This window comes from Thalassotalea sp. G2M2-11, assembly GCF_017168195.1.
Lineage (GTDB): Bacteria > Pseudomonadota > Gammaproteobacteria > Enterobacterales > Alteromonadaceae > Thalassotalea_E.
Genome location: NZ_JADNYL010000001.1, coordinates 364,824 through 385,342, shown reverse-complemented (window position 1 = coordinate 385,342; position 20,519 = coordinate 364,824). Strand labels below are relative to the sequence as shown.

Here is a 20,519-nt window from a genome sequence, read left to right as displayed (position 1 = left end):
CATCGCTGATAAGCCACCAAAACAATCAATCATATGTATAGAGTTTTATTGCGCATGAATATTTACCGACACAAATTGACCAGCATTATTGAAGCGGACGGTTCTGTTCGGTATAAGTACTGACTCTAGCTCGCTTGTGTAATTTTGAAGGTCAGCAAAGTGACTTAGATGTAGAGTTGTTCTATTTAGCAAGCAATTTGCTATACTTTACATACTCACATACAGCTGATTTCCATCTGGCTATTTGCACATAAGATCAAAGTCTTATAACTTTGGGAATGTTATGCAGAAAAACAAAGCATTCGATGTTGAGTCGAGTATCTCGCAGCAAAACCTAAATTTTTTACTAAAAGGAAGCAAAGAAACTCTCTTTTATATCTTAGCGATCGCTTTCTTAATTATAGGTATTTTAGCGTACAGAAATTACATTATTGGTAATCATTGGGTGGCAATCTCATTACTGCTTTTTGTTTGTATCGCCTCTGCCGCTCTATATAGTATATTTAAAGGTACAGCTAGACCGCTTTATATCAACACCGCTGTCACTTCTTTATTAACAGCACTATTTATCACTATTCATTATCTAGGCACGAGTGCTATTAATTGGCTTTACCCAACCTGTTTAGTGTTGATTTATCTGCTGCCAAGAAGAACTGCATTATTTTTTAATATACTCACTTTAGCATTTGTATGCTATTACAGCTTTGGACATATGCCACTGACAGAAGCGGCAAGAACATCGATTGCATTTTTCCTGATGTTGGTATTTTCAAACCTGATTGGTGCTCACATTAAGCGCTTGCATCAAAGCCTTACGGATGAGTCAATAAAAGACCCATTGACTGGAGCATTAAACAGAAGACTATTACATTCTTATGTTGAAAACAGCCTTGCTCATAAACAAAGAAGTAATTTAGATTCTTCACTTATTATGATTGATATTGATCACTTTAAGATCATTAATGATACATGGGGACACAATACTGGGGACACAGTCATTCAAATGATTGCAAGTTTAATCAGCCAAAATAGTCGTGAAACTGATCTACTTTTTAGGGTAGGTGGTGAAGAATTTGTCCTTCTTATGCATGATACTCAATTAAAACATGCTACCAGCCATGCTGAAAAACTCAGAGCTCTCATAGAGTCATCCCCTATCATTCCTGAACACCAGATCACCGTGAGTATTGGTGTTGCCTCGCTGCAAAATCAAAACGCAACAAACAGTGAAGCTTGGCTTGAACAAGCGGATAATGCCCTTTATCAGGCAAAAAATAATGGTCGTAATAAAGTCTGTATTTTTGAAAATGATGATTGCATAAATTAACAATACACTTGATTGTAAAAACCAGCATTTTCGAGAACAGTCGATGCTACTTCTTCGGTACAGCGATACAACACCAACTCATGCATCACCTTCTTTTTGTTACCGTCAGATAACAAGAAAGGCGCCTAAGCGCCTTTCCTAATCAGTTTAGATATTCTATCTAACCATCAATTAGTCGATGCTATCTCTTAGGTACAGCGATACAACACCAACTCATGCATCACCTTCTTTTTGTTACCCAGATAGCAAGAAAGGCGCCTAAGCGCCTTTCTTAATCAGTTTAGATATTCTATCTAATCATCAATTAGTCGATGCTATCTCTTAGGTACAGCGATACAACACCAACTCATGCATCACCTTCTTTTTGTTACCGCCAGATAGCAAGAAAGACGCCTAAGCGCCTTTCTTAATCAGTTTAGATATTCTATCTAATCATCAATTAGTCGATGATTTTTGATACAACACCAGCACCTACTGTACGACCACCTTCACGGATAGCGAAGCGTAAACCTTCGTCCATCGCTACTGGGTTGATTAGCTCTACAACAAACTTCAAGTTGTCGCCTGGCATTACCATTTCTACACCTTCAGGTAATTCTACTGCACCTGTGATGTCAGTTGTACGGAAGTAGAACTGTGGACGGTAACCTTTGAAGAATGGTGTATGACGACCACCTTCATCTTTTGATAATACGTAAACTTCTGACTCAAACTTAGTGTGAGGAGAAATTGAACCTGGTGCACATAATACTTGACCACGCTCTACGTCTTCACGCTTAAGACCACGTAAAAGAATACCACAGTTCTCACCTGCACGACCTTCGTCAAGCAACTTACGGAACATCTCTACACCTGTACAAGTAGACTTTTGTGTCTCACGAATACCAACGATTTCTACTTCTTCACCTACTTTGATGATACCACGCTCAACACGACCTGTTACAACCGTACCACGACCTGAAATTGAGAATACGTCTTCAATCGGCATGATGAATGCACCGTCAATCGCACGCTCTGGCTCTGGAATGTATGTATCTAATTGGTCTGCTAATTCAATGATTTTCTCTTCCCATTGTGCTTCGCCGTTCAATGCACCTAATGCTGAACCTTGAATCACTGGTAAGTCATCACCTGGGAATTCGTATTCTGAAAGTAATTCACGTACTTCCATTTCTACTAATTCTAATAACTCTTCGTCATCTACCATGTCACATTTGTTCATGAATACGATGATGTAAGGTACACCAACCTGACGTGATAATAAGATGTGCTCACGTGTTTGTGGCATTGGACCGTCTGTCGCTGCTACTACTAAGATAGCACCGTCCATTTGTGCCGCACCTGTGATCATGTTTTTAACGTAATCGGCGTGACCTGGACAGTCTACGTGTGCGTAGTGACGGATTGCTGTATCGTACTCAATGTGAGAGGTATTGATTGTAATACCACGCTCACGCTCTTCTGGAGCGTTATCGATTTGTGCGAAATCACGAACATCACCACCGTGAGTTTTTGTTAATACCGCAGAGATAGCAGCTGTTAACGTAGTTTTACCGTGGTCAACGTGTCCGATAGTACCTACGTTTACGTGCGGTTTCGAACGTTCAAATTTTTCTTTAGCCATTTTTCAATTACCTTAAAAAGATATTAATTAATATTAAAAATTATTTTCTCTCAGCGAGAGTTAAAAAGACAAAAAATTAAACAGTTAATTCTAGATAAGGCGGCTTGCCTTGTCAAAAATTACCTCCAGCTTTTGCCTTAATTACAAACTCACTGGGAGTTTGTTTATTATTGAATCAACACAGCAAGCATTAACTCAAAATATTCAGCCTCATGGTGTTAATTAAATAACTGAACCACCACGGCCTTCTATCACAGCATTAGCAACCGCTTTTGGCGCTTCATTATACTGCTGAAATTCCATTGAATATGACGCTCGTCCTTGGGTCGCACTTCGTAAATCTGTTGCGTAACCAAACATCTCTGCAAGCGGCACTAAGGCATTAACTACTTTTAAACCAGCAGGGCCTTCATCCATACCATCGATAATGCCACGGCGACGATTTAAATCACCAACAACATCACCCATATTCTCTTCAGGTGTCGTCACTTCAACTTTCATCATAGGCTCTAACAATGCGGGTTTAGCGTCCATAGCCCCTTGTTTAAAGCCAATAGAAGCAGCAACCTTAAATGCCATTTCATTAGAATCGACATCATGGAAAGAGCCATCATATAGTGTCACCTTAACACCAAGCAATGGAAAGCCCGCTAACACACCGGAATCCATTTGCTCACGACAACCTTTTTCAACTGCTGGAATATATTCTTTAGGAACCACTCCACCAACAATTTCATTGACGAATTCAAAACCTTCGCCTTCAAGTGGTTCTAGTTTCAACCAGACATGACCATATTGACCACGACCGCCTGATTGACGAACAAATTTACCTTCTACTTCAACAGAAGAACGAATGGTTTCACGATAAGAAACCTGAGGATTACCAACATTACAATCAACGCTAAATTCGCGTTTCATGCGATCAACGATAATATCTAGATGCAGTTCACCCATACCTGAAATAATGGTTTGCCCTGTTTCTTCGTCTGTTTCAACGCGGAATGACGGATCTTCTGCCGCTAATTTCGATAATGCGATCGCCATTTTTTCCTGATCGGCTTTTGTTCTCGGTTCAACAGCCACAGAAATTACTGGCTCAGGAAACTCCATGCGTTCTAAGGTGATCACATGATTTGGATCACATAGGGTGTCTCCTGTGGTCACATCTTTCAAACCGATTGCCGCAGCTATATCACCTGCGTGTACTTCTTTGATTTCTTGGCGATCATTTGAGTGCATCTGCACAATACGACCAAAACGTTCTTTCTTACCTTTCACAGGGTTGAAAACAGAATCCCCTGTCTTCACCACACCGGAATAGACTCGGAAGAAGGTTAATGTCCCTACAAATGGGTCCGTAGCAATTTTAAACGCTAACGCAGCAAATGGCGCATTATCATCAGCTTCACGTACACCTTCTGTTTCGGCTTTGTCATTATTGATGCCACGAATCGCTTCAACTTCTGTTGGCGATGGCATATATTCAACAACACAATCTAATACAGCCTGTACCCCTTTGTTCTTAAACGCAGAGCCACAAGTACATAAAATTATTTCATTTTTTAACGTACGTTGACGTAATGCTAATTTGATTTCTTGTTCGGATAAGTCACCTTCTTCAAGGTACTTTTCCATCAGTTCATCGTTAGCTTCAGCCGCTTCTGATATCAGATTTTCCCGCCATTCTTCAGCAAGCTCTTGCATATCAGCAGGTATTTCTTCGTAGCTAAACGTCATCCCTTGATCAGCTTCATTCCAGTTGATAGCTTTCATTTTGATCAGATCGACAACGCCTGTAAATTCTTCTTCAGCACCAATCGCTAATTGAATAGGTACGGCATTAGCACCTAAGCGATCTTTCATCTGCTCGACGACATTTAAAAAACTCGCACCTGCACGATCCATTTTATTAATGAAAACCATACGAGGGACAGAATATTTTTCCATTTGGCGCCAAACAGTTTCTGTTTGCGGTTGCACACCACTCGATGCACAAAGCACTAGTACTGCACCATCAAGTACGCGTAATGAACGCTCTACTTCAATAGTAAAATCAACGTGCCCTGGGGTGTCGATGATATTGATTCTGTGATCGTCAAATTGAGCATCCATTCCTTTCCAGAAACAAGTGGTTGCCGCAGAGGTAATAGTAATTCCTCGCTCTTGCTCTTGTTCCATCCAGTCCATGGTTGCCGCGCCATCATGCACTTCACCAATTTTATGGGAAAGACCTGTGTAAAATAAAACACGTTCAGTTGTTGTCGTTTTACCAGCATCGACGTGTGCGCAAATGCCAATATTTCGATAACGCTCAATAGGTGTTATACGAGCCACTCAATTTTCCTTTGTACAGTAAAGTTATAGTCAAATAGTTTTAGCCTAAAGCTATTTGACTATAGCTTGATTGTTAACGCTATAGAGTAGAAAAGCGTAGTCACCGTTTTACCGGTAACCACGCTATCTAACTTATTACTATCGTGATTACCAGCGATAGTGTGCGAACGCTTTGTTCGCTTCGGCCATACGGTGAACGTCTTCACGTTTCTTAACCGCTGCACCTTTGCTATCTGATGCGTCAAGCATTTCGTTAGCAAGGCGTTGAGCCATAGATTTTTCACCACGTTTACGAGCTGCTTCAACTAACCAACGCATGGCTAGTGCATTACGACGTACTGGACGAACTTCAACTGGAACTTGATAAGTAGAACCACCTACACGACGAGATTTAACCTCGACTTGTGGGCGAATGTTATCTAAAGCTTCTTCGAATAACTCTAAGTGAGTTTTTTCAGAATTTTTCTCAGTTAAAATGTCTAATGCACCGTATACAATTTTTTCTGCAGTAGATTTTTTACCATCAACCATAAGGATGTTGATGAATTTTGCTAAAAGTTCGTTATGGAACTTAGGATCTGGCAATATTTTTCGTTGCCCAACGACGCGTCTTCTTGGCATCTTGATATCTCCGTTTAATTCAGGGTTTACCCAAAATTGTTAATTAGTTAATTTGGCCTTACTTCACGGAAACCGTTAAGATTTAGGGCGCTTCGCACCGTATTTAGAACGGCCTTGTCTACGATCGTTAACACCTGAACAGTCAAGTGCGCCACGAACCGTATGATAACGTACACCAGGTAAGTCTTTAACACGACCACCACGGATTAAGATTACGCTATGCTCTTGTAAGTTGTGACCTTCACCACCGATGTATGAAGTTACTTCGTAACCGTTAGTTAAACGAACACGAGCAACTTTACGTAGTGCTGAGTTAGGTTTTTTAGGTGTAGTAGTATACACACGAGTACATACGCCACGACGTTGCGGACAAGCTTGTAACGCTGGAACGTTACTTTTTTGAACCTGTCTGACACGTGGTTTACGTACCAATTGGTTAATAGTTGCCATTATAGCTCCTGATTAATTAAAACATTGGGTAAATTTTCATGACTAAGTTTGCCAAATTTACCCGCTTATAAACGTGAAAAACCGCGACCTTTTATTCAGAGTACACAAGGTACAGAATATAAGGTCGCGGAATTCTAATGGTCAAGCTTTAACCTGTCAAGCTTTAGTCAAGATTAACAGGTTAATTTGACGATTTTTTACATATCCGTTGAAGATCCACCTGGTTCAGCGTTCAAATCAGCATTTAAAGCATCAGTTAATGCTTGAGCTGCTTCGTCTGCAGATACTGTTACTTCTTCTTCAACTTCAGCGGCACGATTTTTCGCACGCTCTTGGTGATACGCATAACCAGTACCAGCTGGGATCAAGCGACCAACAATAACGTTTTCTTTCAAGCCACGTAAGGTATCCACTTTACCGCCAACAGCAGCTTCAGTAAGTACACGTGTTGTTTCTTGGAAAGATGCAGCTGAAATGAATGATTCTGTCGCAAGTGATGCTTTGGTAATACCCATCATTTGCATTTCATATTCTGCGGGTTTTTTGCCTGCTGCTTCAAGTTCACGGTTTGCGATATTTACGCGCGCCACTTCTACTTGTTCACCTTTTAGGAATTCTGAATCACCCGCATCAAGGATCTCACACTTACGGATCATCTGACGTACGATAACTTCGATGTGTTTATCGTTAATCTTAACACCTTGTAAGCGGTAAACTTCTTGAACTTCGTTAACAATGTAGTTCGCAACTGGTGCTACACCACGTAAACGTAGGATATCATGCGGTGACTCTGGGCCATCGGCAATGACTTCACCTTTTTGTACTGATTCACCTTCAAACACGTTTAATTGACGTGTTTTAGGGATCATCTCTTCGTATACTTCACCATCTGGCTGCGTAATTAGAAGACGTACTTTACCTTTAGTTTCCTTACCAAAGCCGATGATACCGGTCTTCTCAGCTAAGATAGCTGGTAGCTTAGGTTTACGCGCTTCAAATAAGTCAGCAACACGTGGTAGACCACCAGTAATATCGCGAGTTTTCGATGACTCTTGTGGAATACGTGCTAACGCATCACCGATATTTACTTCATTACCATCTTCAAGGTTAACAATTGCATTACCCGGTAAGTAGTATTGTGCTGGAATATCAGTACCAGCAATCATCACATCATTACCTTTAGCGTCAATCAGTTTAACCATTGGGCGCATTTCTTTACCAGCAGCATTACGCTGACCAGCTTCAGTAATAACTAAGCTAGATAAACCAGTAAGTTCATCCGTTTGACGAACAACTGTCACACCATCAACAAGATCAACAAATTGAACTTTACCTGCTACTTCCGTGATGATTGGATGCGTATGAGGATCCCAATTAGCAATTACATCGCCAGACTTGATATCTTCACCATCTTTCTTAGAAAGCACTGCACCATATGGTACTTTATAACGTTCTTTTTCACGACCTAACTCATCAATAACAGTTAGCTCGGAAGAACGAGAAGTGATCACTAATTGATTTTCAGAGTTAGTAACAAACTTCGCATTTTGCAGTTTTAACGTACCGTTATTTTTAACTTGTACACTGTTCTCTGCTGAAGCACGCGAAGCCGCACCACCAATGTGGAAGGTACGCATGGTTAACTGAGTACCAGGTTCACCGATTGATTGTGCTGCGACAACCCCAATGGCTTCACCTTGGTTAATCAAATGACCACGAGCCAAGTCACGACCATAACATTGTGCACAAATACCAAAGTCAGTTGAACAAGTAATGATCGAACGAACTTTTACTTGATCCACTGAGTGTTCTTCTAACGTATCACATAATTTTTCATCAATCAGTGTGTTACGAGGAAGTAATACTTCTTCAGTACCAGGAATCATTACGTCTTCACAGACAACACGACCAAGTACACGTTCTCTTAACGGTTCAACAACATCACCACCTTCAATAAGTGGAGTCATTAATAAACCTTCCTCTGTACCACAATCAGGCTCAGTTACCACTAAATCTTGTGCTACATCCACTAACCGACGTGTTAAGTAACCAGAGTTAGCTGTTTTCAATGCCGTATCAGCCAAACCTTTACGCGCACCGTGAGTTGAGATGAAGTATTGTAGTACGTTCAAACCTTCACGGAAGTTCGCGGTGATCGGAGTTTCGATGATTGAACCATCCGGTTTTGCCATCAAGCCACGCATACCTGCTAACTGTCGGATCTGAGCAGCACTACCACGAGCACCCGAGTCAGCCATCATATAGATAGAGTTAAATGAATCTTGCTCTTCAGGCTCACCATCACGATTGATAACAGTTTCTTTTGATAAGTTGTCCATCATCGCTTTCGACACTTTTTCGTTCGCAGATGACCAAATATCGATAACTTTATTGTATTTCTCACCAGCCGTTACAAGACCTTGCTCAAACTGGGTTTGAATTTCTGCTACTTCTTCTTCCGCGCCGTTGATGATAGTGTATTTTTCATCAGGAATAACCATATCATCAATACCAACTGATGCACCGGCAACCATCGCATAATGGAAACCTGTATACATAATGTGGTCAGCAAAAATAACGGTATCTTTCAAACCAAGGTTACGATAAGCATGGTTAATCAAACGAGAAATTGGCTTTTTACCTAACGGTTGATCAATAAGCTCATAAGGTAATCCTTTCGGACATACTTGCCATAAGATAGCACGGCCCACCGTGGTATCACGCAGATTTGTATGTTCAACTAATTCACCTTCATCGTTACGCAGATGCTCAGTGATACGAATTTTTACTCTCGCATGTAACTCTGCAACGCCGGTACGGTAAGCTTTTTCAGCTTCTTTGGTATCAGCAAACACCATACCTTCACCTAAGCCATTAACACGATCACGCGTTAAGTAGTAAAGACCTAATACAACATCTTGTGAAGGTACGATAATCGGATCACCGTTCGCCGGAGATAACACGTTGTTGGTTGACATCATTAATGAACGAGCTTCAAGCTGAGCTTCTAATGTCAATGGTACGTGTACCGCCATTTGGTCACCATCGAAGTCAGCGTTATACGCCGCACAAACGAGAGGATGCAAATGAATTGCTTTACCTTCAATAAGTACCGGTTCAAACGCCTGGATACCTAAACGGTGAAGTGTCGGAGCACGGTTAAGCATGACTGGATGTTCACGAATAACTTCGTCTAATACATCCCATACTTCTGCGCCTTCACGTTCTACTAATTTTTTAGCCGCTTTGATCGTTGTAGCTAAGCCACGAGCTTCTAATTTACCGTAGATAAAAGGTTTGAATAGCTCAAGTGCCATCTTCTTCGGAAGACCACACTGATGTAATCGTAGCGTTGGGCCAACCGTGATTACTGAACGGCCTGAATAGTCAACACGCTTACCAAGTAAGTTTTGACGGAAACGACCTTGCTTACCTTTGATCATGTCTGCAAGTGATTTCAGAGGACGCTTGTTAGAACCTGTAATGGCACGACCACGACGACCGTTATCTAATAAGGCATCAACTGACTCTTGTAACATACGTTTTTCGTTACGCACGATAATATCAGGAGCAACTAGCTCTAATAAACGCTTCAAACGGTTGTTACGGTTAATCACACGACGATATAAATCGTTCAAATCAGACGTTGCAAAACGACCACCATCAAGCGGTACTAATGGACGCAAGTCTGGCGGAAGAATCGGTAATACTGACATGATCATCCATTCAGGGCTATTTCCTGATTGGGCGAATGCTTCCATCAATTTTAAACGTTTCGTGATTTTCTTACGCTTAGTTTCACTACCAATTTCAGGTAGTTCTTCACGCATTTGCGCAACTTCAGCTTCTAAATCAATTTGCTGTAATAATGCTAATACCGCTTCTGCACCCATTAACGCATCAAATTCATCACCATGCTCTTCTAAAGCATCAAGATATTCTTCTTCGGTTAAGATTTGGCTACGCTCTAATGTTGTCATACCTGGCTCGGTAACAACATATGATTCAAAATAAAGTACACGTTCAATATCACGCAAGGTCATATCTAATAAAAGACCTATACGAGATGGTAATGATTTTAAGAACCAAATATGTGCCACTGGGCTTGCCAGCTCAATGTGCCCCATACGTTCACGACGTACTTTAGTTAATGTAACTTCAACACCACATTTTTCACAAATCACACCACGGTGTTTTAAGCGCTTGTATTTACCACAAAGACATTCGTAATCTTTAACTGGACCAAAAATACGTGCACAGAATAAACCATCGCGTTCCGGCTTAAAGGTACGATAGTTAATTGTTTCAGGTTTTTTAACCTCACCAAAAGACCATGAACGAACCATGTCTGATGATGCTAATCCGATACGAATACCATCGAATTCTTCTGTTTGATTTTGTTGCTTAAGAAACTTAAGTAAATCTTTCACACTCTGTCTCCTGTCGGAGTTAACCTTGGGAGAAGTGCAAATAATGCACTTCTCCATGTACTGATACGTTCAGCGACGAAGCCTTTGCTTATTCCTGATCTAACTCAATGTTAATACCTAATGAGCGGATCTCTTTAAGTAATACATTGAACGATTCTGGAATACCCGGCTCCATGCGGTGATCGCCATCGACTAAGTTTTTGTACATCTTAGTACGACCATTGACGTCATCCGACTTAACAGTAAGCATCTCTTGTAAGGTATATGCAGCACCGTATGCTTCAAGTGCCCATACTTCCATCTCACCGAAACGCTGACCACCAAACTGAGCTTTACCGCCAAGTGGTTGCTGTGTTACTAAGCTATAAGAACCTGTTGAACGCGCATGCATCTTGTCATCAACTAAGTGATTCAGTTTCAACATATACATATAACCAACGGTCACTGGACGTTCAAACTGGCGACCTGTACGACCATCAGTTAACGTGAACTGTCCACTTTCTGGCATGTCAGCAAGCTTAAATAACTCTTTAATTTCTTTTTCACTGGCACCATCAAATACTGGCGTAGCGATAGGTAAACCAGCACGTAGGTTACCGGCTAGGCGCATTACTTCATCGTCAGAGAAACTATCAATATCAACTTCTTGACGTGAATCACCTAAGGTATAAACCTCTTTTAAGAACTCACGTAACTTGGTAATTTCTCGTTGCTCTTCAAGCATACGATTAATTTTTTCACCAATACCACGTGCCGCCATACCCAAGTGAGTTTCAAGGATCTGACCAATGTTCATCCGCGAAGGTACACCCAACGGGTTTAATACGATATCAACTGGCACACCGTTTTCGTCATACGGCATATCTTCCACTGGTACAACGTTCGAGATAACACCTTTGTTACCATGACGACCCGCCATCTTATCACCAGGTTGAATACGACGTTTAACGGCTAAGTAAACCTTAACAATTTTCAACACGCCTGGAGCTAAATCATCACCTTGAGTGATCTTACGACGCTTGATTTCATATTTCTTATCAAAATCAGCTTTAATATTGTCGTATTGTTCAGCAATTTGTTCTAACTCAGCTTGTTGATCTTCGTTAGATAAGTTTTGTACTAACCACTTATCACGAGACATGCTATTTAGCTCGGCATCATTTAAGCCAGCTGAAAGAAGAAGCTTTTTAGCTCGGGCGTAAATACCATCTTCTAAGATAGAGAATTCATCGCCTAAATCTTTCTTCACTTCTTTAAGCTGCATCTCTTCAATTTCTAAAGCACGCTTATCTTTCTCGACACCATCACGGGTGAAGATTTGTACATCGATAATCGTACCAGAAACAGAGTTAGGCACACGTAAAGAGCTGTCTTTCACATCTGCGGCTTTTTCACCAAAAATAGCACGTAGAAGTTTTTCTTCTGGTGTTAGTTGTGTTTCACCCTTAGGCGTCACTTTACCAACTAAGATATCGCCACCATTTACTTCGGCACCGATGTATACAACACCAGATTCATCCAATTTAGATAATGCAGATTCACCAACATTCGGGATATCTGAAGTAATTTCTTCAGAACCTAATTTAGTATCACGTGCAATACAGCTTAATTCTTGGATATGAATAGTAGTAAAGCGATCTTCTTGGGCAACACGCTCAGATAACAACATTGAATCCTCAAAGTTGTAACCATTCCACGGCATAAATGCGATACGCATATTTTGACCAAGAGCTAATTCACCCATATCAGTTGATGGGCCATCGGCTAACACATCACCACGAACGACTGGTTCGCCTAAACGACAAGTTGGACGCTGATTGATACACGTGTTTTGGTTTGAACGTGTGTATTTGTTTAAGTTGTAGATATCAATACCTGCTTCACCAGCAACCATTTCATCTTCATTCACTTTAACAACGATACGTGAGGCATCAACGTAATCAACAACACCGCCACGTTTAGCAACCGCTGTTACACCAGAGTCTACCGCTACGATTTTCTCCATACCCGTACCAACAAGAGGCTTATCCACTTTTAACGTTGGTACCGCTTGACGTTGCATGTTCGAGCCCATCAAGGCACGGTTAGCATCATCGTGTTCTAAGAATGGGATCAATGAGGCAGCAACTGAAACGATTTGCTGTGGTGAAACATCCATATATTGAACTTGTTCAGCCGACATCAAGGTAAATTCATTTTTGTGACGACATGGTACTAGACCATCAACAAGCTTACCGTTTTCATCCACCTCAGCGTTGGTTTGAGCGATAACATAGTTACCTTCTTCAATCGCTGATAAGTAATCAACTTCATCTGTAACTTGCCCATCAACAATACGGCGATAAGGCGTTTCTAAGAAACCAAAGTCGTTAGTACGCGCATAACATGACAGCGAGTTGATCAAACCAATGTTTGGACCTTCAGGTGTTTCGATAGGACAAACACGACCATAGTGAGTTGGATGTACGTCACGTACTTCAAAACCTGCACGTTCACGTGTTAAACCACCTGGACCTAATGCAGAGATTCGACGTTTATGCGTCACTTCTGATAACGGGTTGTTTTGATCCATAAACTGAGAAAGCTGTGATGAACCAAAGAATTCTTTAACAGCCGCTGAAATTGGTTTCGCGTTAATTAAGTCTTGTGGCATGACTGCATCAAGATCACCTAACGATAAACGTTCACGCACTGCACGTTCAACACGTACTAAACCAACTCGGAATTGGTTTTCAGCCATTTCACCAACACTACGGATACGACGGTTACCTAAGTGGTCGATATCATCGACATCACCTTTACCGTCACGAATCGCAATAAGTGTTCTCATTACCGAAATAATGTCGTCATTAGAAAGCGTGCCTTCACCTGTTTCTTCGTCACGGCCAACACGACGATTAAACTTCATACGACCTACATTTGATAAGTCATAACGTTCTAATGAGAAAAATAAATTGGCAAATAATGTTTCAGCAGCATCTTTTGTTGGTGGCTCACCAGGACGCATCATGCGATATATTTCAACTAATGCTTCTAAACGGTTCGTTGAACTGTCGATGCGTAAAGTGTCTGACATGTATGAACCAACATCAAATTCGTTCATATATAGTGTCGATAATACTTTGTGGCCCGCTTGGCTTAATTCAGCTAATAACTCAAGCGTTAACTCAGCATTTGCTTCAGCAATCACTTCACCAGTAGATTCATCGATATACGCTTTAGATAATACTTTACCAACAATATATTCTGCAGGTACTTCTAACTCAGTAACATTTTCTTTTGATAGCGAACGAATATGACGTGCTGTAATACGACGACCTTGTTCAACCAAAACATCGCCGTTTGGCATTTTGATATCAAAAGTAGCAGTTTCACCACGTAAACGCTCAGGCACAAGTTCCATAATTAACTTGTCGCCTTTAATTTCAAACGATGTTGTTTCGTAGAAAAGCGCTAAAATTTCTTCAGTAGAATATTCTAATGCACGTAAGATAATCGACGCAGGTAATTTACGACGACGGTCAATACGAACAAAAAGGTTATCTTTAGGATCAAATTCGAAATCTAACCATGAACCACGATAAGGAATAACTCGAGCGTTATATAACACTTTCCCTGAAGAATGTGTTTTACCTTTATCATGATCGAAGAACACGCCAGGTGAACGATGTAATTGAGAAACAATAACACGCTCAGTACCATTAATAACAAACGTACCGTTTTCTGTCATTAATGGGATTTCCCCCATATAGACTTCTTGCTCTTTGATATCTTTTACGGTACCCGCTGGTGCTTCTTTATCATAAATTACTAAACGTAATTTAACGCGCAGCGGAGCTGAATATGTAACACCACGTATTTGACATTCTTTCACATCAAATAATGGTTCACCTAAACGATAGCTTACAAATTGTAATTCTGAGCTACCTGAATAAGCTTTAATTGGGAAAATAGAACGAAACGCGGCTTCTAAACCTGTTTCACCTGTCGGATCAATATCAATAAACTTACGGAAAGATTCGAGCTGGATAGATAACAGGAATGGATAATCCATTACCTGTACGCTTTTACCAAAGTCCTTTCGAATACGTTTCTTTTCAGAGTAAGAGTAAACCATGGGGTTCCTCAGCTTGCTGGTTATGGCCGAATCTGCCTAAAAATACCAATTGGAGTAAATAACTAGTCATCATATGTTTATATTTTGACCACTTATCTAATCCAATTGGTATCAGACAGGGTATTGCAGTGATACTTTAATAGTAAGTATCAAATAATGCACTGTTTTCGTTTAAAAAAAAACCTATTTATAAAGCTTTTAAAAAAACATCTTTCTTTAGCGCAAAAAGGCCGGTGACGTTTAAATCACCAGCCATTGCCTTTTCAGGCAAATAATCTGTTTGTAAACAGATTATTTAATTTCAACAGAAGCACCTGCTTCTTCAAGTGCTTTCTTAAGCTCTTCAGCTTCAGCTTTTTCAACACCTTCTTTAAGTGCTTTTGGTGCACCTTCAACAAGTTCTTTAGCTTCTTTAAGGCCTAGACCTGTAGCGCCACGAACTGCTTTGATTACAGCAACTTTCTTATCGCCGAAACCAGTTAAGATTACGTCAAATTCAGTTTGCTCTTCAGCAGCAGCACCAGCGTCACCGCCAGCAACAGCAACAGCAGCTGCAGCAGATACGCCGAACTTTTCTTCCATTGCTTCAACTAATTCAACTACGTCCATTACTGACATTTCAGCAATAGCATTTAGGATATCGTCTTTAGAAATAGACATTTTAAATTTCCTGTTTCAATAAACAATCAATAGATTGTTTTAAATAACTATAAATACAAAAAGCGTGCGTTGGTTTTTGTTTAATCCAACAATTAAGCCGCTTCTTGCTCTTTCTGATCGCGTACTGCAGCAAGTGTGCGGGCAAGTTTGCCTGCAGATGCTTCTTTCATAGCGCTCATTAAACGTGCAATTGCTTCGTCGTATGTCGGTAATTTTGCAAGAACCGAAACATCAACTAAGTCACCTTCAAATGCTGCTGCTTTTAATTCAAAAGCTTCGTTTGTTTTAGCGAAGTCAGTGAATAAACGTGCAGCTGCACCTGGATGCTCGTTTGAAAATGCAATTAATGAAGGACCTTTTAATGTGTCAGTAACACACTCAAAATTTGTACCTTCTAATGCGCGACGTGCTAATGTGTTACGGACAACTTTCATCCATACACCATTTTCACGAGCTTCTTTACGCAAAGTTGTAATTGCTTCAACTGTAACGCCGCGTGAATCTACGACTACAGCTGATTGAGCGCCACTGGCAGCTTCTTGAACTTCAGCAACAATTGCTTTTTTGTCATCAAGATTGATAGCCATTGGCTTTTACTCCTGGTTCAACCGGAAAATCCGGCATTTACTATCCCTGAATTCATTACATGAATTCAGGCCGTTACGGCGAGGACCAGAATTAAGGAAATACTGGGTAATCACCATCTACGTAGGTCATATTAAGTATTTAAATCAGAAGAAATAAACACACCTACGGTCTTTGACGGGGTTGTACTTTTTAACGATATAGATTGTTAAAGAGACAACACCTACCAAAATTTAAGGGGCGAAATTATAGTTTACAATTTCGCCAAAGTAAAGCATCAATAATTTGATTTTTACTTATGCAAGTAGCACTCGCCCATAACGCTATGATACGAGTGCAAACAAGCGAAAATTAAAGCGTCAAGCTACCTTGGTCTACGCTAACACCAGCGCCCATAGTAGTTGATACAGAAATCTTCTTAATGAACTGACCTTTAGCATTAGCAGGCTTAGCTTTCTTAAGCGCTTCTAATAAGGCTTCTAAGTTTTCTTTCAACTTAGCATCATCGAAATCAACCTTACCGATAGTAGTATGGATAATACCGTTCTTATCGTTACGGTAACGAATTTGACCCGCTTTAGCATTGTTTACTGCAGTAACAACATCTGGAGTTACTGTGCCAACTTTAGGGTTAGGCATTAAACCACGTGGGCCTAAAATCTGACCTAGTTGACCAACAACACGCATAGCATCAGGAGTAGCGATAACAACATCAAAGTTCATCTCACCTTTCTTCACTTGCTCTGCTAGGTCATCCATACCTACAACATCAGCACCAGCTTCTTTCGCTTTATCAGCGTTAGCGCCTTGCGTAAATACAGCAACACGTACATCACGACCTGTACCATTTGGTAATACAGTTGCGCCACGAACGTTTTGGTCTGATTTACGTGCATCAATGCCAAGGTTTACAGCAACATCTACACTTTCACGGAATTTAGCTGTTGCTAATTCTTTTAAAAGTGCCAATGCTTCGTTGATTTCATAATCTTTTAATACGTCTACTTTTTCACGGATAAGACGAGCGCGTTTTGATAATTTAGCCATTGATTAGTCCTCTACCACTAAACCCATTGAACGAGCAGAGCCCGCAATAGTACGCACTGCAGCTTCTAGTGAACCAGCAGTAAGATCCGGTTCTTTAGTCTTAACAATTTCTTCAAGTTGCGCTGTAGTAACAGTACCAACTTTTTCTGTGTTAGGACGACCTGAACCGCTTTTAACGCCAGCTGCTTTTTTCAATAAGTAAGAAGCAGGTGGAGTTTTTGTCTCAAATGTGAAAGAACGGTCATTGTATACAGTAATAACTACTGGTACTGGAGCGCCCTTTTCTAGTGAATCTGTTTTTGCATTGAATGCTTTACAGAATTCCATGATATTCACACCGTGTTGACCTAATGCAGGACCAACTGGGGGTGACGGATTTGCTGCACCAGCAGCAACTTGTAGCTTAATTAAAGCTTGGACTTTTTTAGCCATCTTTAAAACTTCCTCTATATGGGTGCAAACGCCCAGCTGTAACAGCATGAACCTTATGGTTTGAGCTCCCCGTGATTAAAAATCGATTTTTATTTCTAGACACACTAATTTAATAAGAATCAACGCGCCAAAAAAAATCGGCAGCGGATTATATATTAATCAAGCATACCGATTCAAGTGTTTTATTAGGGCGTGTTGATCTTTCAAGTTTGTCTTTGCAGCAGTTTGTTGGAAATTTATACAAGGCAGTGCTTTTGATATGTGGTTGTTCCACATGATAAAGCACTAACATAGTAGAAACGACAACAAACGCTGCCTGAAAGGTTCGGTTAAAAGCGTTTTACTCTTTGTTGTGAGGAGATTTGCTTAGATGACTAAGCGTCATTCCTCACGCCGCGATTAAAACGCTTTTATTTCGAACAAAAATCAAACAGCAAAGATCTACACGCCCTAGCTTAGGATAAACATCGTCCGTAATAAGCAATTAGAAGAGAAGAAACTTACCAAAGACTTGTTTACACTCTAGCGCTAAAACATCACTAAAACGCAAAAAGCGAAAGATTTCTCTTTCGCTTTTTTCTTACATTGCTCCATTAGAGCAAATTTAACTAACCTTTTTCAACTTGCCCAAACTCTAAATCTACAGGTGTTGAACGACCAAAAATAAGCACAGACACTTTAATTCGGTTTTTCTCATAATCGAGTTCTTCAACCACACCATTAAAGTCAGCAAATGGTCCATCAATAACACGTACCACTTCACCCGGTTCAAACAATGTTTTAGGTTTAGGCTTATCACCATCTTCTAAGCGCTGTAAAATACGATCCGCTTCTTTTTGCGTGATAGGCGCAGGACGATCACTGGTACCACCAATAAAACCTAAAACGCGAGGAACACTTTTCACTAAGTGCCATGCCTCTTCATCCATTGCCATCTCAACTAACACATAGCCTGGGAAAAATTTACGAGCACTTTTACGTTTTTGGCCAGCGCGCATTTCCACAACTTCTTCCGTTGGTACTAGGATCTGACCGAACTTATCTTGTAGCCCGTGAATTTCAATATGCTCAAGTAAGGTTTTTTGTACACGTGCTTCATAACCAGAAAAAGCTTGTACAACATACCAACGTAACTTAGGTTTATTTTCTTGGGCTGAATCGCCGTCAGTGATTGAGTTTTCTTCAGACATATTAAACCTTTAATCCTGTAATGAAACCAACAAGTTCAAATAAAATTGAGTCCAAGCCCCACATAACCAATGACATAATTAATGTAGCAACCAATACAATCAAGGTTGTTTGGACCGCTTCTTGTCTCGTTGGCCAAACCACTTTACGTGTTTCAGTTCTTGCTTCTTTCGCAAAGTTAATGGCATTGCGGCCTTTTTCAGTTTGACCTGCAACTAAGCCAGCAATCACCACTGCGATCACTACGCCAACAGCACGCAATAAAACCGACTGTTCGCCATAAATATAATTACCAACTACAGCGCCCGCTAAAAAAAGTATAGCGATGCCCCATTTTAAAGAGTCAAGAGAACCGCTTTCTTGGTTTTCTGTACTTGCATTCATAATTCTAAACCTGTTATTGCATGTCTAAATCAGACAATTCACTCACTAGTTGAGCACTTCAATTAGTGGTAAATCATCACCACCAATAAAAATATGGCAGGGGTAGAGAGATTCGAACTCCCAACCGTCGGTTTTGGAGACCGCTGTTCTACCAATTGGAACTATACCCCTTTAAATTTCAGTTACACTTGTCGAGCGATTCTTAGTTTGTTTGGGAAAATTAAGAGCAACACGAGAAGTGAGGGGCTATTATACTGATGACAACAGATTACTCAAGGGATATTTATAAGTTCTTATTAAGATAAAACCTGATTAGTGTATACTGCAATTGCGTAATTTTTCTTTTCCTAAATGGAGTATTTTTATGTTTTTAAACAAACCATTAGTTTGTGCTATTTCACTTTCCCTTGCCATGGCAGGCTGTGCAACCACCAATGCAGAAAAAGGCGCAACCATTGGTGCTGTTGCTGGTGCAATTCTCGGTAAATCAACCAGTAACCACAAAGATAAGCGCTTAGTATGGGGGGCAGCTATCGGTGCCATTGCTGGGGCTGCAATTGGTGACTACATGGACAAGCAAGAACAAGAATTTCGTGAAGAATTATCTGGCTCAGGTATCGATGTTATTCGGGAGGGGGATAATATTCGCTTAGTGATGCCATCAAATATTACTTTTGCTACCGACCAATCATATATTTCGGCAGGGTTTCATCAAACGTTAAATGATGTTGCTAGCGTATTGCTTAAATTTGATAAAACGTTACTTAGCATTGAGGGCCATACTGACAATACAGGCAGCGAGCAGTACAACCAGACATTGTCGACTAAACGAGCACAAAGCGTTAAGCAATATTTGATTTCAAAATCGATACAAGATACTCGTTTAAAAATATCAGGATTTGGAGAAAGCAGACCCATTGTCGACAATAGCACCGAACGTAACCGTGCGTTAAACCGTCGAGTGGAAATACAAATTATCCCAAATACAGCCCCATAGGCGCTTTGATATTTTATCGGTTTGGGCTCAATGATGGCTTAACTGATCTTGATCAACACACTAATTAATAATAGCGATTATGATAGCGCCAACATTAACTTTAGGAGCTATTAATATGAGCTGTTGTGGACAATGCGGTGGTGAAAACCATGAAGCAAAACAAGAAAATGAGCAAGAACAAGTAGAGCAAACGACTGAAAGTTCAGAAAAAGAATAGAATAATTTTGCCCAAAATTATTTCTTTATAAACGCTTATCTTCGCTAAGATAAGCGTTTCTCTCAAAGCACTTCCTTACCCTATCAATCTATAACGATAACGCCCT

General features: G+C 40.5%; 14 protein-coding genes and 1 tRNA gene. 2 read left to right on the top strand and 13 right to left on the bottom strand.

Annotated elements, in window-relative coordinates:
• The first annotated feature begins 283 nt into the window (after positions 1 to 283).
• Positions 284 to 1,327, top strand: a complete 1,044-nt coding sequence (locus IV514_RS01625; protein ID WP_206483167.1) for a GGDEF domain-containing protein — start codon at positions 284 to 286, stop codon at positions 1,325 to 1,327.
• Positions 1,328 to 1,766: 439 nt separating this feature from the next.
• Here IV514_RS01625 and tuf read toward each other — a convergent pair whose 3' ends face one another.
• The 13 genes from tuf to IV514_RS01560 form a co-directional block, all read right to left on the bottom strand.
• Complete coding sequence (tuf, locus tag IV514_RS01620) at positions 1,767 to 2,951, bottom strand: elongation factor Tu (RefSeq protein WP_206483154.1); 1,185 nt, start codon at positions 2,949 to 2,951, stop codon at positions 1,767 to 1,769.
• Positions 2,952 to 3,173: 222 nt separating this feature from the next.
• Positions 3,174 to 5,285, bottom strand: a complete 2,112-nt coding sequence (gene fusA, locus IV514_RS01615; RefSeq protein ID WP_206483166.1) for an elongation factor G — start codon at positions 5,283 to 5,285, stop codon at positions 3,174 to 3,176.
• 147 nt (positions 5,286 to 5,432) lie between these two features.
• Entirely contained in the window at positions 5,433 to 5,906 is a 474-nt protein-coding gene (gene rpsG / locus IV514_RS01610) for a 30S ribosomal protein S7 (protein ID WP_206483165.1), read from the bottom strand.
• A 75-nt stretch (positions 5,907 to 5,981) separates the two neighbouring features.
• Complete coding sequence (gene rpsL, locus IV514_RS01605; protein WP_074499547.1) at positions 5,982 to 6,356, bottom strand: 30S ribosomal protein S12; 375 nt, start codon at positions 6,354 to 6,356, stop codon at positions 5,982 to 5,984.
• A gap of 197 nt (positions 6,357 to 6,553) precedes the next feature.
• The gene (gene rpoC / locus IV514_RS01600; protein WP_206483164.1) at positions 6,554 to 10,786 is read right to left on the bottom strand and encodes a DNA-directed RNA polymerase subunit beta'; all 4,233 of its coding nucleotides are present in this window, start codon (positions 10,784 to 10,786) and stop codon (positions 6,554 to 6,556) included.
• 88 nt (positions 10,787 to 10,874) lie between these two features.
• A complete protein-coding gene (gene rpoB, locus IV514_RS01595; RefSeq protein WP_206483163.1) occupies positions 10,875 to 14,903 on the bottom strand; it encodes a DNA-directed RNA polymerase subunit beta in 4,029 nt (1,342 codons plus the stop codon).
• A gap of 291 nt (positions 14,904 to 15,194) precedes the next feature.
• Positions 15,195 to 15,563 (bottom strand): 50S ribosomal protein L7/L12, encoded by a 369-nt coding sequence (gene rplL / locus IV514_RS01590; protein ID WP_206483162.1) that lies wholly within the window; start codon positions 15,561 to 15,563, stop codon positions 15,195 to 15,197.
• A gap of 92 nt (positions 15,564 to 15,655) precedes the next feature.
• On the bottom strand, positions 15,656 to 16,150 hold the full coding sequence (gene rplJ, locus IV514_RS01585; protein ID WP_206483161.1) for a 50S ribosomal protein L10: 495 nt from the start codon (positions 16,148 to 16,150) through the stop codon (positions 15,656 to 15,658).
• 349 nt (positions 16,151 to 16,499) lie between these two features.
• Positions 16,500 to 17,195, bottom strand: a complete 696-nt coding sequence (rplA, locus tag IV514_RS01580; protein ID WP_206483160.1) for a 50S ribosomal protein L1 — start codon at positions 17,193 to 17,195, stop codon at positions 16,500 to 16,502.
• A gap of 3 nt (positions 17,196 to 17,198) precedes the next feature.
• Positions 17,199 to 17,627, bottom strand: a complete 429-nt coding sequence (gene rplK / locus IV514_RS01575; protein WP_206483159.1) for a 50S ribosomal protein L11 — start codon at positions 17,625 to 17,627, stop codon at positions 17,199 to 17,201.
• Positions 17,628 to 18,235: 608 nt separating this feature from the next.
• On the bottom strand, positions 18,236 to 18,817 hold the full coding sequence (nusG, locus tag IV514_RS01570; protein ID WP_206483158.1) for a transcription termination/antitermination protein NusG: 582 nt from the start codon (positions 18,815 to 18,817) through the stop codon (positions 18,236 to 18,238).
• A 1-nt stretch (position 18,818) separates the two neighbouring features.
• A complete protein-coding gene (secE, locus tag IV514_RS01565; protein ID WP_206483157.1) occupies positions 18,819 to 19,199 on the bottom strand; it encodes a preprotein translocase subunit SecE in 381 nt (126 codons plus the stop codon).
• Positions 19,200 to 19,293: 94 nt separating this feature from the next.
• Positions 19,294 to 19,370, bottom strand: a tRNA-Trp gene (locus tag IV514_RS01560).
• A 193-nt stretch (positions 19,371 to 19,563) separates the two neighbouring features.
• On the opposite strand from IV514_RS01560, the gene IV514_RS01555 reads away from it, so the two are divergent.
• Positions 19,564 to 20,196, top strand: a complete 633-nt coding sequence (locus IV514_RS01555) for an OmpA family protein (protein ID WP_206483156.1) — start codon at positions 19,564 to 19,566, stop codon at positions 20,194 to 20,196.
• Positions 20,197 to 20,519: the final 323 nt, after the last annotated feature.

Coding starts and splice junctions, on each gene's coding strand:
- tuf (WP_206483154.1), bottom strand. CDS start 2,951: ATGGCTAAAGAAAAATTTGAACGTTCGAAACCGCACGTAAACGTAGGT.
- rpsG (WP_206483165.1), bottom strand. CDS start 5,906: ATGCCAAGAAGACGCGTCGTTGGGCAACGAAAAATATTGCCAGATCCT.
- rplJ (WP_206483161.1), bottom strand. CDS start 16,150: ATGGCTATCAATCTTGATGACAAAAAAGCAATTGTTGCTGAAGTTCAA.
- rplL (WP_206483162.1), bottom strand. CDS start 15,563: ATGTCTATTTCTAAAGACGATATCCTAAATGCTATTGCTGAAATGTCA.
- rplK (WP_206483159.1), bottom strand. CDS start 17,627: ATGGCTAAAAAAGTCCAAGCTTTAATTAAGCTACAAGTTGCTGCTGGT.
- rplA (WP_206483160.1), bottom strand. CDS start 17,195: ATGGCTAAATTATCAAAACGCGCTCGTCTTATCCGTGAAAAAGTAGAC.
- secE (WP_206483157.1), bottom strand. CDS start 19,199: ATGAATGCAAGTACAGAAAACCAAGAAAGCGGTTCTCTTGACTCTTTA.
- rpoB (WP_206483163.1), bottom strand. CDS start 14,903: ATGGTTTACTCTTACTCTGAAAAGAAACGTATTCGAAAGGACTTTGGT.
- nusG (WP_206483158.1), bottom strand. CDS start 18,817: ATGTCTGAAGAAAACTCAATCACTGACGGCGATTCAGCCCAAGAAAAT.
- rpsL (WP_074499547.1), bottom strand. CDS start 6,356: ATGGCAACTATTAACCAATTGGTACGTAAACCACGTGTCAGACAGGTT.
- IV514_RS01625 (WP_206483167.1), top strand. CDS start 284: ATGCAGAAAAACAAAGCATTCGATGTTGAGTCGAGTATCTCGCAGCAA.
- IV514_RS01555 (WP_206483156.1), top strand. CDS start 19,564: ATGTTTTTAAACAAACCATTAGTTTGTGCTATTTCACTTTCCCTTGCC.